This window comes from Methyloversatilis sp. RAC08 (assembly GCF_001713355.1).
Taxonomy (GTDB): Bacteria; Pseudomonadota; Gammaproteobacteria; order Burkholderiales; family Rhodocyclaceae; genus Methyloversatilis.
On the sequence record NZ_CP016448.1, the window covers coordinates 815,057 to 829,659 of the forward strand.

The 14,603-nt window shown below is 64.4% G+C and carries 16 protein-coding genes; 4 read left to right on the forward strand and 12 right to left on the reverse strand.

The genetic code is table 11. The annotated features are described in order from the left end of the window. Positions 1 to 12: 12 nt before the first annotated feature. Genes flgF through flgB form a run of 5 tightly spaced genes read right to left on the reverse strand, consistent with a single transcriptional unit; the run spans position 13 to position 3,564 of the window. Positions 13 to 753, reverse strand: coding sequence for a flagellar basal-body rod protein FlgF (gene flgF / locus BSY238_RS03685; protein ID WP_069037956.1), 741 nt, complete (start codon positions 751 to 753; stop codon positions 13 to 15). A 19-nt stretch (positions 754 to 772) separates the two neighbouring features. Continuing rightward, entirely contained in the window at positions 773 to 1,990 is a 1,218-nt protein-coding gene (gene flgE, locus BSY238_RS03690) for a flagellar hook protein FlgE (RefSeq protein ID WP_069037957.1), read from the reverse strand. A 14-nt stretch (positions 1,991 to 2,004) separates the two neighbouring features. Next, positions 2,005 to 2,724, reverse strand: coding sequence for a flagellar hook assembly protein FlgD (locus BSY238_RS03695; RefSeq protein WP_069037958.1), 720 nt, complete (start codon positions 2,722 to 2,724; stop codon positions 2,005 to 2,007). A 10-nt stretch (positions 2,725 to 2,734) separates the two neighbouring features. Continuing rightward, positions 2,735 to 3,136, reverse strand: coding sequence for a flagellar basal body rod protein FlgC (gene flgC / locus BSY238_RS03700; RefSeq protein WP_069037959.1), 402 nt, complete (start codon positions 3,134 to 3,136; stop codon positions 2,735 to 2,737). 20 nt (positions 3,137 to 3,156) lie between these two features. Continuing rightward, the gene (gene flgB / locus BSY238_RS03705) at positions 3,157 to 3,564 is read right to left on the reverse strand and encodes a flagellar basal body rod protein FlgB (protein ID WP_069037960.1); all 408 of its coding nucleotides are present in this window, start codon (positions 3,562 to 3,564) and stop codon (positions 3,157 to 3,159) included. A gap of 309 nt (positions 3,565 to 3,873) precedes the next feature. Between flgB and flgA the strand changes: the two genes are divergently transcribed. The 3 genes from flgA to BSY238_RS03720 all read left to right on the forward strand — a co-directional run bounded on the left by flgA (position 3,874) and on the right by BSY238_RS03720 (position 5,534). Continuing rightward, positions 3,874 to 4,566: a flagellar basal body P-ring formation chaperone FlgA gene (gene flgA / locus BSY238_RS03710; protein ID WP_069037961.1), complete on the forward strand. Its 693-nt coding sequence runs from the start codon at positions 3,874 to 3,876 to the stop codon at positions 4,564 to 4,566. 159 nt (positions 4,567 to 4,725) lie between these two features. After that, entirely contained in the window at positions 4,726 to 5,040 is a 315-nt protein-coding gene (gene flgM / locus BSY238_RS03715; RefSeq protein ID WP_069040431.1) for a flagellar biosynthesis anti-sigma factor FlgM, read from the forward strand. Further along, positions 5,040 to 5,534 carry a flagella synthesis protein FlgN gene (locus BSY238_RS03720; protein WP_069037962.1) on the forward strand — a complete coding sequence of 165 codons (495 nt, stop codon included), beginning with the start codon at positions 5,040 to 5,042 and terminating at the stop codon, positions 5,532 to 5,534. The genes flgM and BSY238_RS03720 overlap by 1 nt, the downstream gene beginning before the upstream one ends. A gap of 64 nt (positions 5,535 to 5,598) precedes the next feature. Here the strand turns inward: BSY238_RS03720 and BSY238_RS03725 are convergent, their stop codons facing one another. The 6 genes from BSY238_RS03725 to flhA are packed head-to-tail and all read right to left on the reverse strand — an operon-like array spanning position 5,599 to position 12,476. Beyond that, a complete protein-coding gene (locus BSY238_RS03725) occupies positions 5,599 to 6,423 on the reverse strand; it encodes a flagellar motor protein MotB (protein ID WP_069037963.1) in 825 nt (274 codons plus the stop codon). Between the two features lie 15 nt (positions 6,424 to 6,438). After that, complete coding sequence (locus BSY238_RS03730; protein WP_069037964.1) at positions 6,439 to 7,197, reverse strand: flagellar motor protein; 759 nt, start codon at positions 7,195 to 7,197, stop codon at positions 6,439 to 6,441. 19 nt (positions 7,198 to 7,216) lie between these two features. Beyond that, positions 7,217 to 7,933, reverse strand: coding sequence for an RNA polymerase sigma factor FliA (locus tag BSY238_RS03735; RefSeq protein WP_069037965.1), 717 nt, complete (start codon positions 7,931 to 7,933; stop codon positions 7,217 to 7,219). Positions 7,934 to 7,964: 31 nt separating this feature from the next. Next, complete coding sequence (locus BSY238_RS03740; protein WP_069037966.1) at positions 7,965 to 8,843, reverse strand: MinD/ParA family ATP-binding protein; 879 nt, start codon at positions 8,841 to 8,843, stop codon at positions 7,965 to 7,967. Next, positions 8,836 to 10,368, reverse strand: coding sequence for a flagellar biosynthesis protein FlhF (flhF, locus tag BSY238_RS03745; protein WP_069037967.1), 1,533 nt, complete (start codon positions 10,366 to 10,368; stop codon positions 8,836 to 8,838). Before flhF ends, BSY238_RS03740 begins: the two co-directional genes overlap by 8 nt. After that, positions 10,365 to 12,476 carry a flagellar biosynthesis protein FlhA gene (flhA, locus tag BSY238_RS03750; protein ID WP_069037968.1) on the reverse strand — a complete coding sequence of 704 codons (2,112 nt, stop codon included), beginning with the start codon at positions 12,474 to 12,476 and terminating at the stop codon, positions 10,365 to 10,367. Before flhA ends, flhF begins: the two co-directional genes overlap by 4 nt. A 222-nt stretch (positions 12,477 to 12,698) precedes the next feature. On the opposite strand from flhA, the gene BSY238_RS03755 reads away from it, so the two are divergent. Further along, the gene (locus BSY238_RS03755; protein WP_069037969.1) at positions 12,699 to 13,502 is read left to right on the forward strand and encodes a glycine zipper 2TM domain-containing protein; all 804 of its coding nucleotides are present in this window, start codon (positions 12,699 to 12,701) and stop codon (positions 13,500 to 13,502) included. Positions 13,503 to 13,591: 89 nt separating this feature from the next. On the opposite strand, the gene BSY238_RS03760 is transcribed toward BSY238_RS03755, so the two are convergent. After that, the gene (locus BSY238_RS03760; RefSeq protein WP_069037970.1) at positions 13,592 to 14,584 is read right to left on the reverse strand and encodes a toll/interleukin-1 receptor domain-containing protein; all 993 of its coding nucleotides are present in this window, start codon (positions 14,582 to 14,584) and stop codon (positions 13,592 to 13,594) included. Positions 14,585 to 14,603: the final 19 nt, after the last annotated feature.

Below are 14,603 nucleotides of genomic sequence, written 5' to 3' on the forward strand. Positions count from 1 at the left end.
CGTATTCTCCGGTTATCGGTTGGACAGCAGCTGGGTCGCCGCCTGGTCATCGCGCTCTGCCGTGGTGAGCATGCGCGTCTGCATTTCGAACTGGCGCGACAGCGAAATCATCGCCACCACCTGATCCACCACATTCACATTGCTGCCTTCGAGAAAGCCACCGGCAACACGCACGTTCTGTGCCTGCGGAACCGCGCCCGGCGTGGTGACGCGGAAAAGGCCGTCATCACCACGCTTGATCGTGTTCTCGGGCGGATCGACCAGCTTGAGCCGGCCGATCTGATTGACCTGATTGACGCCACCGGTGCGCTGTACGGCCGACAGGGTGCCGTCGGCGCCGATGGTGACCTCGGTATCCGGCGGCACGGTGATCGGGCCGGTTTCGCCCTGCACCGGGATCCCGTTGTGGTTCTGCAGCACCCCGGTCGGGCTGATCTGCAGATGACCGTTGCGCGTATAGGCCTCGGTGCCATCAGGCATGGCCAGGGCGAACCAGCCACTGCCCTTGATGGCCACGTCGTAGGCGCCGCCGGTCTGCTGCAGCGGACCGGGCGTGAAATCGTTCTTGACGCTGGCATCCACCACGAAGGCTCGCGACGCGAACGCTTCGGTCTGCACCGGCACGGCGCGCAGCCGGTGCTCTTCGGCGCGATAGCCGGTACTCGACGCGTTCGCGAGATTCTGCGCGACAGACGCCTGGCGCTCCAGCGTCCATTTGGCGCCGCTCATCGCGGTATAGATCAGGCGGTCCATGGCGGTTCCTCAGTGGCGGTCAGCGCAGGTTGACCAGGGTCTGCATGATCTGGTCCTGCGTCTTGATCGACTGCGCATTGGCCTGGTAGGCGCGCTGCTGCGTGATCATGTTCACCAGTTCGGCCGTCAGATCCACGTTCGAGTCTTCCACTGCCGCCGGCTGCAGGCCGCCGCGGTTGCCGGTGCCCGGCGTGCCGACAGCCGGCGGACCGGAGAAGGATGTTTCAGCCCATGCATTGCTGCCCAGCTGTGTCATGCCATCCGGGTTCTGGAAGGTCGCCATGACGACCTGGCCCAGATTGCGCGACTGGCCGTTGGTGTAGCGCCCCTGCAGCACGCCTTCCGGCGATACGCTGATGCCGGACAGGCGACCGGAGGCGAAGCCGTCCTGCGCTACTGCGTTCACGCTAAAGGCGGAGCCGAACTGGGTCGAACCGGTCAGGTCTAGGTCGAAGGCCAGGGGGCTGGTTGCACCGGTGGTGACAGGAAACGACAGTGCTATCGTCGCCGGGGCTGTCAGACCGCCGTTGGAGTTGAACGCCAAGGCGGTTGGTCCGGTGGCCGTGCCGCCGTCAAGCGCGGTGTGCAAATTCCACGCATTCGCCGCTGTCTTGACGAAGTAGAGCGACATGATGTGGGAATTGCCGAGTGAATCGTAGGCCGTCAATGAGGTCGAGTAGGAAAAGCTGTTAGTGTTGATCGGGTCAAATGCTGGCAATGGGACGGGCGGAACCAGGCGCGAATCAAGGTTGACCGCCAGATCGGCTTCTTCCGTGGAGCGCGGCTCGCCGCCACTCAATGCGGTGTCGATGCGCAGATCGATCGGCGCCGTCACGACGATGTTGTCGTCGGCATCCGTGCCGTAACCGGTCAGCCGGTAGCCCGAGGCATTCACGATGTAGCCGTTCTTGTCCACCGAGAACTGACCGTTGCGCGTGTAAAGCACGGAACCGTTGTCGCTCATGCGGAAAAAGCCGTCGCCGTTGATCGCAAGATCAAGCGGATTGCTCGTCACGGTGATGTTGCCCTGACTGAACTGCTGGGCAACGCCATTGACCGTGGCGCCGATACCGATCTGCGACTGGCCGCCACCACCGAGGGTCGAGGCATACAGGTCAGAGAACTGGGCAGTGGATTGCTTGAAGCCTACGGTGGTCGAGTTCGCCACGTTGTTGCTGATGGCATCGAGTGCTTTGGACGCAATGTTCAGTCCGGAAAGTCCTTGCTGGAAGGCCATGATTCAACTCCCGATCAAAAGATCTGTTTGATGTTGTTGATGGACACCACGCCCTGATCCTTCAGATCAAGTTGCGTGTTGTTCCCGATGCGCTGCACGTTGTTGACCACAGCGAGATGAAGTGGCGTGGTGACAACATTGTCTTTTCCGTTGATGGCCTTGACTGAAAACGAGTACTTGCCGTCAGCAGCGACCGGAACCCCTGCCCTGTCCGTTCCATCCCAATGAAATTGCGCAATGCCTGCCTTCAGATCGTCAAGTTCCAGTTCCTTGACCACGACGCCATTGCTGTTCTTGATGCTGACCGTCACCTTCGCTGCATCAGCGGCGAGTTCGATAGCGCCCATCGACTTTCCATCGAACAGCTTCAGATCGTTGCCTTCCACCAGTACCGCGCGACCGATCAGCGACGCCGCCTGGAATTGCTGTGATTCGAGCGCATTGGAGGTAAGCGTCTCAAGCGCTTGCTGACTGGTCACGGAACTGTCGCTCAAGGTTTCGAGTGTCTTGTTCAGCTTCGTGATGCCATCCACCGTGCTGATCTGCGCCAGCTGAGAGGTGACCTGTGCGTTGTCCATCGGATTGAGCGGATCCTGCATCTTGAGCTGCGTGGTCAGCAGCATCAGGAAGCGGTTCTGCGCCTTGTCGATTTCCGAAGTCGCCTTGGTCTGCGTCGTGTTCAGCGAGCTGTAGATATCTGCCGCCGAGGTGTTGCCTGTTGAATTGACTGCCATGACGATTCCCTTACTGTCCGATGGAGAGGGTCTTGAGCATCAGCTGCTTCGCGGTATTCATCATTTCCGCATTGGTCTGATACGAGCGGGAGGCGGAAATCATGTTCACCATCTCTTCCACCACATTGACGTTGGGCATCTGTACATAACCCTCCTTGTTCGCCGCCGGATTGGTCGGGTCGTAGGTGGTGCGCAACGGCGCTGCGCTTTCGACGATCTGCGTCACGCGCACGCCATTGGCCTCACCGCCTTCGCTGATCGGACGCACTTCGAACACCACCTGCTTGGCTCGATAGGGCTGGCCATTGGCCGAGGTCACCGAATCCGCATTGGCCAGGTTGCTGGACACTGTGTTCAGGCGCACTGACTGAGCCGTGAGCGCCGACCCTGCGATGCCGAATACGTTGAACATGTTTCCCATGATCGGTCTCCTTACTGGCCTTGTATGGCGTTCTGCATCGTGCGCAGGCGACCGTTGATGAAGGTGAGCAGCGCCTCGTACTGCACGGTGTTCTCGGCAAAGGCAGCGCGCTCGACGTCCATGTCCACCGTGTTGCCGTCGAGGCTGGACTGCGTTTCGGTGCGGTACTTCATCGACGCATCCATCGATGCGTCACCCTTGGCTTCGATATGCCGCGCCGACGTGCGCGCAAGCTCGACCGGGCCGCCGAGTCGTCCGCCCATCGCGGCTTCCAGCGCGCCACGAAAGTCGACATCGCGCGCCTTGTAGTGCGGTGTATCGGCGTTGGCGATGTTGGCGGCCAGCGTTTGCTGGCGGGTTGCCCGCACGCCGAGGGCGGCTTGCGGGAGGTCGAGCAGTTTGTCGAGAGGGTTCGGCATGATGGGTATCCCATTGCAGCTATCGTGCCAGCCACTCTATGGCCCGATTGCCGGTCTGGATCGGCAAAAAAGGACGGTTGGTGCCCCGCCTTTCAACGCTATCTGCCGCCCGGAAGCGGCAAACCTTGCCGCTTCCGGGCTGTGTGATTCACCGCAAACCCAATGCCCGAGAGGGTTTGCGGGCCGGCAAGTACGGAATGCGGCAACTACCGGCCTTCAAGCCGGAACAGCGCCGTGCTTTCCGCCCTATTTGTGCCATCACGGCGCGGGCTCCGGTGGTGCAATGAAAACCTTGCCAAGGAGCCTGCCATGATCCGTCGTCTGCTGATCCCCTCATGTATTGCACTGTGCAGCGCGGCGCTGGCCGCGCCGCCGGTGGCGCCGGGCAGCGAACAGCTTCGGCGTGCGGTGGACGACTTCCTGCAGCAGCAGACGGCCGGGTTGCCGGGTCAGGCCAGTTTCGAGGTGGGGCAGGTCGACGCGCGGCTGGCACTTGAAAGCTGCGCCGCACACGAGGCATTCCTGCCGACCGGCAGCCGCGCCTGGGGTCGCGTGCAGGTCGGTGTGCGCTGTATCGCCGGCGCCAGCTGGACAATCTACGTGCCGGCGCGAGTCAAGGTCAGCGGCGACTATCTGGTCGCTGCGCGCGCGCTCGGTCGCGGCCAGATCATTGCCGATGGCGATTTCGGCTTCATGCGCGGCGAGCTGACCGAACTGCCACCCAATATGGTCAGTGATCCGCAGCAGGTGATCGGTCAGACGGTCAATGCCGCCATTGGCGCAGGCCAGCCGCTGCGCGCAGACTGGCTGCGCGCTCCGGTCGCTGTCCAGCAGGGCCAGCAGGTGAAACTGTTCGCGCGCGGCAACGGATTTGCGATCAGTCACGACGGCCGCGCACTGGCCAGCGCACAGCAGGGCCAGATGGTGCAGGTGCGCACCGGGCGCGGCCAGGTCGTCAGCGGCGTCGCCCGCCCGGGCGGTCAGGTGGAGGTTGTCTATTGAGTCAATCCGGCTGACACCAACAGGTCGGTCGCCACCGGCCCCGCCGCTTGGTATATTCATGAGCCTGCCGCCGTGTAGGACGGCTCCCTACAAAAAGTCCTAAAGTTTTGTAGCGGTGCCGTCGTAATACGAGTCGAACGTCTTATGAAAGGGTTCATCGTGAAAATCGACGGAACTGGAAAACCGCTTGCACCGACGGCAACTTCGGCTACCAAAAGCAGTTCGGCGAACAGCTCGACGGCTGCAACTTCATCTGCCGCCGCACCTGGCGCGCAGGTCGACATTTCGGGCACGTCCTCGAGACTGCGCGAACTTGAAGCGTCGGTCGCCAATGTGCCGGTGGTCGACAGCGCACGCGTCGACGAGATCAAGCAGGCCATCGCGGACGGCCGCTTCAAGGTCAACGCTGACCGCGTGGCCGACAGCCTGATCGAGAGCGTGCGTCAGATGCTGAACACACGCCCGGCAGCCTGATGGCCGCAACCGAGCCGGCTGCCCAGACGGCAGCGAGGTTGGCCGCACTGATGACCGAGGAAGCGGTGACCCTGCGCACCGCACTCGGTCATTTGCACGCCGAACGCCGCGCACTCGAAGCAGGCGAAGTGGATACGCTCGCCGTGCTGGCCGCCCGCAAATCCGAAGCGTACGGACGCCTGGCGCAACTGGGGGACGCACGGACCGCGCTGCTGGCCCGCGCCGGCAGCAAGCCGGGGCGTGACGACATTGAAGCGCTGTTCCAGAGCGCTCCCGACTGGGCTGCGTGCAGGCAGCCCTTCAAGGAACTTATCGCGCTTGCCCGGGAAGCCCACGACCTCAATCAGGCCAACGGCGTGCTCATCCGCGCGCAGATGAAGTCCAGCCAGCAGGCGCTGGCGGTGCTGATGTCGGCTTCGGAACAGGCATCAACCTACGGGCCGGACGGCCAGTCGATGGCGCGCAGCACCAGCCGTTCGCTCGGTAGCGCCTGATTTTTCCCGCGGTATTGATTGCGCCTGCGGCGATAGCCCGCGGGCTTTGGCGTTTGCGTTCTGGCTACAGCTTCGGGAAGCTCGATCCCAGACTGCCATCGGGTACGTCGGCCGGCCCGGATGGCTGCTGACCCGGCACGGTGACGCGCTCGGTCGAGTATGTTTCGATGCGGATAGACACCCGGCGGTTCTTCGCCCGGCCTTCTTCGGTCGCGTTGTCGGCCAATGGCCGCTGGTCGGCCAGACCGGCGGCGGTCAGCCGGGTCGTCAGGATGCCCTCGTCGGCAAATACCCGCGTCACGGCGCCCGCACGAACCGCCGACAGTTCCCAGTTGGAACCCAGCCTGCCGCCGGCCGGGACATTGTCGGTGTGGCCTTCGATCACCAGCGGGAAATCGGTGTAGAGCAGAACGCGCGCGATCGCGCCGATGATGTCCTGCGCAGCCGGCTCGAGCACGCTTTCACCCGGGCCGAAGAGGAATTTCGAGTCGAGATCCACCGTGATGCCCAGGGCGCCCTGGGTGACACTGGCCTGCCCTTCACGGGTCAGTGCGGACAACGCCTGCTGGATGTCTTTCGCCGCCTTGTCCGCCCGCTCGCGCCGCTCCTGCTCTTTCTGCGCCGCGCGATGGGCACGTAGTTCATCGATTTCGATCTGCATGCGTGCACTCTGGTCGGTGGCCGGCAGTTCGATCAGCCGCACCCCCTCGCGCGCCGCAAAGGCGCTGTTAAGAGATTGGCTCAGCGTCCGGTACTTGCCGTCATTGACCTGCGAAATTGCGTACATGACGACGAAAAATGCAAACAGCAGGGTCACCAGATCCGCATACGAAATGAGCCACCGGTCGTGGTTCTCGTCCGAATCGGGTACATAGCGACGCTTCCTCACGGTCCGCCTGCGCACTCAACCGGGCACCGGCGCGACATAGCCGAGCAAGCGGCTTTCGATGATGCGCGGGTTGTCGCCGTTGGCGATGCCGGCCAGACCGTCGACGAACATTTCGCGCAGGCTGATCAGCTGGGTGACATGCATCTGCAGCTTGCGCCCGATCGGCAGGAAGATCAGATTCGCGCTGCCGACACCGTAGATCGTCGCCACGAAGGCAGTGGCGATGCCGGCACCAAGCCGGGACGGATCGCCCAGGTTTTCCATCACGTGAATCAGGCCCAGAACCGCGCCCAGAATGCCTATCGTCGGTGCGTAGCCCGCGGCGGCATCCCACACACGGGCAGCCTGGCGCAGCGTGGTTTCGTAGGTCGTGATCTCGACCTCCATGACCTCGCGCAGGCGTTCCGAATCGGCGCCATCAACCAGCAACTGCACGCCCTTGCGGAAAAACGGGTCAGGTTCGTTGCCGATGTGTTTTTCCAGCACCAGAATGCCCTCGCGTCGCGACAGCGTGGCCCAGCCGACCAGTTTGCGGATCATGTCGTCGGGTAAGGCTGTCGGCGCAGAAAACGCCCAGCCGCCCATGCGCATGCCACGCATGAAAATGGGAAATCGGGTCTGCAGCATGGTCGCTCCCAATGTGCCCCCGAGCACGATGACCAGCGCGGCCGGCTGGAACAGCGATGACAGGCTGCCCCCTTCGAGCACCTGACCCGCCATGATGGCGGCGATGCCGAGAGCAAGGCCGACGATGCTGAGACGATCGACACGCATTGGAATCTGGCCGGCGCGCTCAGGTGCGCGCCGAGATGCGGCTGCGCAGGCGCGCGATGGCCTGACTGTGCAGCTGGCACACGCGCGATTCGGACACGCCGAGAATCTCGCCGATCTCGCGCAGGTTCAGGTCTTCTTCGTAGTACAGCCCCATGACAGTCTTTTCGCGATCCGGCAGATCGCCGATGGCGCGCACCAGTACGTCGCGCATGTTCTTGTCGAGCAGCCGGGCGAGCGGATCGAGATCTTCGGTGCCGACGCTGTGACGATCCAGATAATCATCGTCGTCACCGTTGGTGAAATCTTCGAAGTAGACGAGCTGGTAGCCTCGCGCCTCCTGCAGCATCTTCTGGTACTCGCCCAGCGGCATGCCGAGCGATTCGGCCAGCTCGCCTTCGGTCGGCTGACGGCCCTTGGCCTGCTCCAGCGTGGTGATGGCGGTTTCGATACGACGCATGTCGCGTCGCAGGCTGCGCGGCAGCCAGTCGTTTTCGCGCAGGCCGTCGAGCATGGCGCCGCGGATGCGCTGCACGGCATACGTTTCGAACTGCGCGCCGAGGCCTTCTTCATAGCGGTTCATCGCATCAAGCAGCCCGAGCATGCCGTTCTGGATGATGTCTTCGACCTGCACGCTGGCCGGCAACTTGGCCATCAGGTGGTAGGCGATGCGCTTGACCAGCGGCGCATAGTGCTTGGCGAGCTGGTCGCGGTCCAGTGTTCCGGATGCGGTATACATAGGTTGTCCTCTGCTTCGGCCGGCTGCGCGATCAGGCTACGCGTGCCGAAAGCCCATCTGGCAGTCCGGCCGGATCGCCTGACTGGGTGTCGTTGTGCGGCATCAACATACCGGGTTTTTCCGTCTCGCGGGTCACGAAGAGCTTTTCGGCAAGATCACGTCCGATCTTGAGGGCATCGTCACCCGCCACGACAAAATTCGGCCGCTGATAGCCGGCAGGCAGGCAACCCAGCCAGTGCAGCGCGCTGCCCAGATGTTCGCTCACCACGCCATTCAGGCTGGCGAAGGCCTGTCGGGCGTCCGACACCGAGCGGGCGCGGCTGACGCCGACATGCACCGGGCGCACGGCACCGGCCGACAGCGGCGCGTTGCCGGTCAGGTGGCGCTTGATAAGCGCGTATGCAGCGGTGACGCTGACACCGGAGGCTGCAGTCACCACCGCCAGACGGTCGGCACGACGGGCCAGCGCTGACAGTTGCGATTCTTCGAGCGCGCAATCGACGATAAGCAACTCGGTTTCGCGGGTCAGTTCGATCAATGCTTCGTCGAGCGCCTCAAGTTGCAGGCGATTCAGCTGCCTCGAATTCTGCGCAAGGCGCGCAGCCGGCACCACCGTCACGCCGTGCTGCGACAGCAGCGGTACCGACGCCAGCGGCGCATCCCGATTGATCGCCTGCAGCAGGTCAAGCCGCGATGTCAGCCCGAGACGGGCGGTCGCCGAACCCAGCCCCTGATGTTCGTCGATGACGGTGACACGCAGGCCGCTGCGCGCCGCCTCGATTGCGGCGCCGAGGGCCACCGAGGTCGCGCCGACGCCGGCCATCGCGCCCGCCACGCTGATGCGCTGGGTCGGGTAGCGGCGGAACATGGCGCGCAACCCGGCAGCCTGGTCCTTCATCGAATCAGCCACGGCTCACCTCGCTGCGCGCGGCGCGACGCGACGATGCCATGACCAGTCCGGCGTCCTGCACCGACAGGTGCTGTGGTGAATCCTCACCGGCCGCGCGCAACGCACGGTGCAGCAGGTAGGCGCGATTGGGGAGGTGCAGGTCTTCCGGCACGCGCTGGCCGTTGGCGACATAGAAGAGCGGCAACTGGTGGCGCATCAGTACGTCGAGCACCGGCCCGAGCGTCACCGATTCATCGACCTTGCTGATGATGGCACCCGCCAGATCGGCCCCGCCATTCGGCGCCGAGTAGGCGCGCACCACATCGTCGAGCGCATCCGCTCGGGCGACGGCGTTGAGCAACAGCAAGCGGCGCACATCACCGCTGGACGACAGCATGGCGATCTGTTCGGTCACCGCCTGATCGCGCTGGCTCATGCCGACGGTGTCGATCAGCACCATGTGCTTGTCGCGCAGTTCAACCAGCATGCGGCGCAGGTCGGAGGCATCGCGCACCGCATGCACCGGCACACCGAGGATGCGGCCGTAGATTCGGAGCTGTTCGTGGGCACCGATCCGGTAGCCGTCGGTCGTCAGCAGCGCCACCTTGTCGGCACCGTGTCGCACCACGCAGCGCGCGGCAAGCTTGGCCGTCGTCGTGGTCTTGCCGACACCGGTCGGACCGACCAGCGCGTACACGCCGCCTCGGTCGATGATGTCGGCGTCGGAATTGAGCGTGATCAGGTCGCGCCCGATCAGCGTACGCAGTTCGTTGCGCGCGGCGGCCAGCGAGTCGGAGGCGCCCAGCTGGTCGAGCAGGCGGTAGGTGGTGGTGGCGCTGAAGCCGGATTCCAGCATTTCGGCGGCGAGCGTGGCGTTGAGCGGCGACGTGCGCGACATTTCGCCCCATGCGAAACCGGCCAGCTGCTGTTCGAGCATGCGGCGGATGCTGCCCAGCTCGGCGCGCAGCGCACCGTCGATTTCGGGCGCCCGGTCGGCAACCGGGACGGTGGCGCGTTGCGGTGCCGGAACGGATTCGGCGGCCGGACGACGCAGCGCGACCTCGGCGTGGGCACCGAGCTGTACCGGATCGAGCTGTGCAGCGTCGGGCCTCGCTTGTTCCATGCGGGTGTTGGCGGCCGGAATGTCGCGGCCATAAGCCATGTCGCGCAGTTCGCTCGGCGTGGCCGGACGGGGTTTGTACGGTTGCCAGGGCTTGGGCGCGCGCACCTCGGTGCTCGCGGCAGCCACCCGGGCGGCGCTTGGCGCGGGACTGCGTGCGGCGCTGCGTGCGGCGACGCTGCTCGACAGCGTGAGCTGGAAGTCCTCGTCATCGGCTTGCGGCGCCATGGCGACCGGTTCCGCCTTCGGCGCCGGCTTTCTGGCTGCGGCCGTCATCGCGTCAAGTGCATTGGCCGGCAGCGCAAGGATTTCCACCCCGCCTTCGACCGGTCGATTGGACAGCACGATGGCGTCCGGACCGAGCTCTTCCTTGATGCGACGAAGTGCGTCGCGCGCACTGGCTGCGAGGTATTTGCGAGGCGTCATGATTTGACTCCGATGACAGAGGTCACTTTGATGGTGCGTGTTTCAGGAACTTCGGAATTGGCAACAACTTTCAGACTCGGTACGGCGCGGCGCAGGAAGCGCGACAGCAGCCAGCGCAGCGGCGCGGGTACCAGCAGCACGGCTGGTAGACCCATTTCTTCCTGCTGCTGCGCGCTGCGGGCGACTTCGTGCATCAGCGTGTCGGCCAGACCAGGTTCGATCACGGAACCGTCACCGCCGGAACCCAGAGCCTGGCCGAGCAGGCGCTCGAGGCCCGGGTCGAGCACCATGACCTGCACATCGGCATTGCCGGGGAACAGCTGCTGCACGATGGCGCGGCCCAGCGCCACGCGGACGCGGGAAGTCAGCTCCAGCGTGTCCTGGGTACGCGCCGCATAGTCAGCCAGCGTTTCGATGATGGAGCGCATGTCGCGAATGGCCACGCCCTCTTCAAGCAGGCTCTGCAGCACACGCTGCACGGTGCCCAGCGGCAGCGCCTTGGGCACCAGGTCCTCGATCAGGCGTGGTTGATCCTTGCCGACGTGGTCGAGCAGCGCCTGCACTTCCTGCCGGCCGAGCAGTTCTGCAGCGTGGCTCAGGATGAGGTGGTTCAAGTGGGTCGCCACCACGGTGGCCGCATCGACGACGGTGTAGCCCAGCGCATGCGCCTGTTCTCGCAGACCTTGTTCGATCCACACGGCCGGCAGGCCGAACGCCGGATCCTTCGCTTCACGGCCTGGCAGCGCTCCCGCCACTCGCCCCGGGTTGATCGCCATCAGGCTGCCCGGATACGCCTCGCCGCTGCCGACATCGACGCCCTTGAGCGTGATGCGGTAGCCGTTGGGCTTGAGTTCGAGGTTGTCGCGGATGTGCACCGGTGCGGTCAGGAAGCCAATTTCGGCGGCGAACTTCTTGCGCAGGCCACGGATGCGCTTCAGCAGTTCGCCGTCCTGTCCGCGATCGACCAGAGGGATCAGGCGGTAACCGACTTCGAGGCCCAGCGTATCGACCGGCACCACGTCGCTCCATGCCGCTTCCTGCGACTCGGGCATCACCACGCTGGCGCCTTCGGCCGCCTGCGCCGCGGCCGCTTTCTCGGCGACTTCCTTCGCCTTTGGCGCCGCCTGGGCATTCACACCGCGCCATGCCAGATAGCCCAGCACCGAGGCGAGCAGCAGGAACACGAAGTTGGGCATCCCCGGGATCATGCCCATCAGGCCGAGGATGCCGGCAGAAATGGCCAGTACGCGCGGGTCGCCGAACAGCTGGCCGATGACTTGGCCGCCGACGTCCTGACCACTGCCGACACGCGACACCACCAGACCGGCTGCGATCGAAATGATCAGCGCCGGAATCTGCGCCACCAGGCCGTCGCCGATGGTCAGAAGCACGTAGGCCTTGGCGGCTTCGCCGGCGCTCATGTCGTGCTCCATGACGCCGATCAGCAGGCCGCCGATGACGTTGATCAGCAGAATCATGATGCCGGCGACCGCGTCACCGCGGACAAACTTCGAAGCACCGTCCATCGATCCGTAGAAATCCGCCTCGTCGGCGATTTCCTTGCGACGGCGTCGCGCATCCTCTTCGCCGATCAGGCCGGCGTTGAGATCGGCGTCGATGGCCATCTGCTTGCCGGGCATCGCGTCAAGCGTGAAACGCGCGCCGACTTCGGCGATGCGCCCTGCGCCCTTGGTCACGACCACGAAATTGATGACGGTCAGGATGATGAATACGACGATCCCAACCGCGTAATTGCCGCCGACCAGAAAGTGCCCGAACGCTTCGATCACCTTGCCCGCGGCATCCGGACCGGTGTGGCCTTCGAGCAGCACGACGCGGGTGGAGGCGACGTTCAGCGACAGCCGCAGCAAGGTGGTCACCAGCAGGACCGTCGGGAAAACCGAAAAATCGAGGGCGCGTGTTGTGTAGAGCGCAACCAGCATCACCATCACGGACAGCGCGATATTGAAGGTGAAGAACACGTCCAGCACGAAGGTGGGCAGCGGCAGCACCATCATCGACAGGATGAGGATGATCAGTATCGGCGCAGCCAGTTGCTGGATGTTCGGGGTGCCGATTGCCTGCCGGAGCGAGAGGGAGGAAGCCATGGCAGTATTTCAGCGCACCGGGGCGCTCTCGAACCCCGGAAAGAAGCGGGGTTTTCCCCGGCTATTGGCGCGACTGAAACAGCATGGCCTGCCGCGTGCTGCCCGAGCGCTTGCGCAGGCGTCGGAAGCCCCCCGGAAATGGATCCTTACAAACAGGGGTCGCTTTCATTTACTCGGGCATGCGTTACTCCGTTCATGCGCTGCATCCACAGGAGAACACACATGAATACACCAGCCCGCACTGCTTCAGCCCGCTCGCTGCACCCGGCGCTGTGGGTAGCCGCGCTGTCGATCACTGCCTTCAGCGCGGTCGGCATCGCTTCCATGACCGGGGTGCTCGAACGCTCGCCTGCGCCGGCAGCGGTCCCTGTGAGCGCGGTGGCCAGCGTCGATCCAGTTGCTGCGACTGCGGTCGCATCTATGACCCCGGTTGCAGAGCCGCCGGTCGTCGCGTACGCACCGCCCAGGCCGGCGGTCGCTGAAAAGCCGGTCGCGAAGGCCGCGCAATCCAGGAAGGCCGAGCCAACGCAGTACGCCGACGCGCGCCCGATACGCGTGGCAGACCGGACTTACGACCCGGGCATCGACATCACCGCGGCACCGCCGCGTGACATCGAACGACCGGTCGATGCGTCGCGTGCAGATTCTTACCGTATTGAGAACGATTACCGGACAGCACCGGCCCCGCTGTGTATAGACTGCGGCATCGTCGAATCAATCCGCGAAGTGCAGGCAGCGGCCGATCCGAGCGGGCTGGGCGCTGCGGCCGGTGGTGTGGTGGGTGGCCTGCTCGGCAACAATGTCGGCAAGGGCAGCGGCCGCACCGTTGCCACGATCATCGGCATCGCCGGCGGCGCCTACGCCGGGCACCAGATCGAAAAGACACAGCGCAAGACCACCCGGCACGAAGTGGGGGTTCGCATGAACAATGGTGACTATCGTACGGTCACGCTGGACACCGCACCGAGCTGGCATGTCGGCGACAAGGTGAAGCTGCAGAACGGCAACCTTGTCCAGGGCGACTAGGCAGGCGTTTCAGCATTCCTCTTCCTCTCTCTCCGTGAGGATGTTTTCAGGGCACCCGAGGGGTGCCCTTTTTTTTTGGCGTTCGGGCGTCAACGTGCGCGCTCGAGACGCACCACTTCTTCATCACCCGTATTCAGCGACACCTTGCCATCAAGGATTCGTGCATCGGCCGACTTTCGCACATGCAGATTGCCACCGGCCACTTCGAAGCTGCCGTCGCCACTGATCAACATCAGCGCCATGTCGAGTTCGTCGCCAAAAATCTCTCCGCGCGCGGTGTAGCGCACATGCGAGAGCTGCGTGCCGTCTGCAGCCAGTGACGCGATGTAGTTCGCCCATTCCGGCCGACTGTCGATGCGCACCGGCTCGGTTCGCAATTCGACAGTATCGCCGCGCTGGCGCAGGTGCGCCGGTGTGCGCTGACCGTCGGTGGAAACAAGAAACCAGTCGCCATCCAGCGTATTCGGTACCACTGACAACGGCGCTGTTGCGTCGACGGGTGGATAGGCGGAACGGAGCAATATGCCAGCACCGGCAACGGCCGCAAGCGCAATGCCCGAACTCAGGACCAGCCGACGCTTCCCTGCAGTGCCGGCGGATTTCTCTGGCGCCGCACGCGGCACACCGAGTCGTTCGATGTCAGCGACAACGCGCGGCAGATCAAGGGCCGACCAGTCGTCTGTACGCAGCGGCAGCGCGTGCCATTCGGTGACGCTGCGCAAGGGCTCGGGCAAGCTGTCGGCGGTTGGCATCGGCGCGCCATCGACGCGCAACGGCATCAGGGTTGCGCCGGCAGCGATCGCAGACTGAATCTCGCCGCGTACCGGATCGTCCGCATCCTCGATTCTGAGGTGACCATCGTCGTGACGCGCGCCGAAGAAAGCTGGCGTGATCAGCAGCAGCACGACCGGCCGCTTGCCGATGGCGCTGGCGATCGCCTCACGCCAGCTGCCGCCGCCCCTGAGGTCGTGCCGGTCGAGAAAGACCTGCTCGGCGCCGAAAACGTCGCCCAGGTCGTCGGCCAGCCGGCTGGCGTCCTTGGTGCCGTCGGCACTGCGGTAACTGATGAATATGCGGTTCATGCGGGGAGCCGGGGCGGCG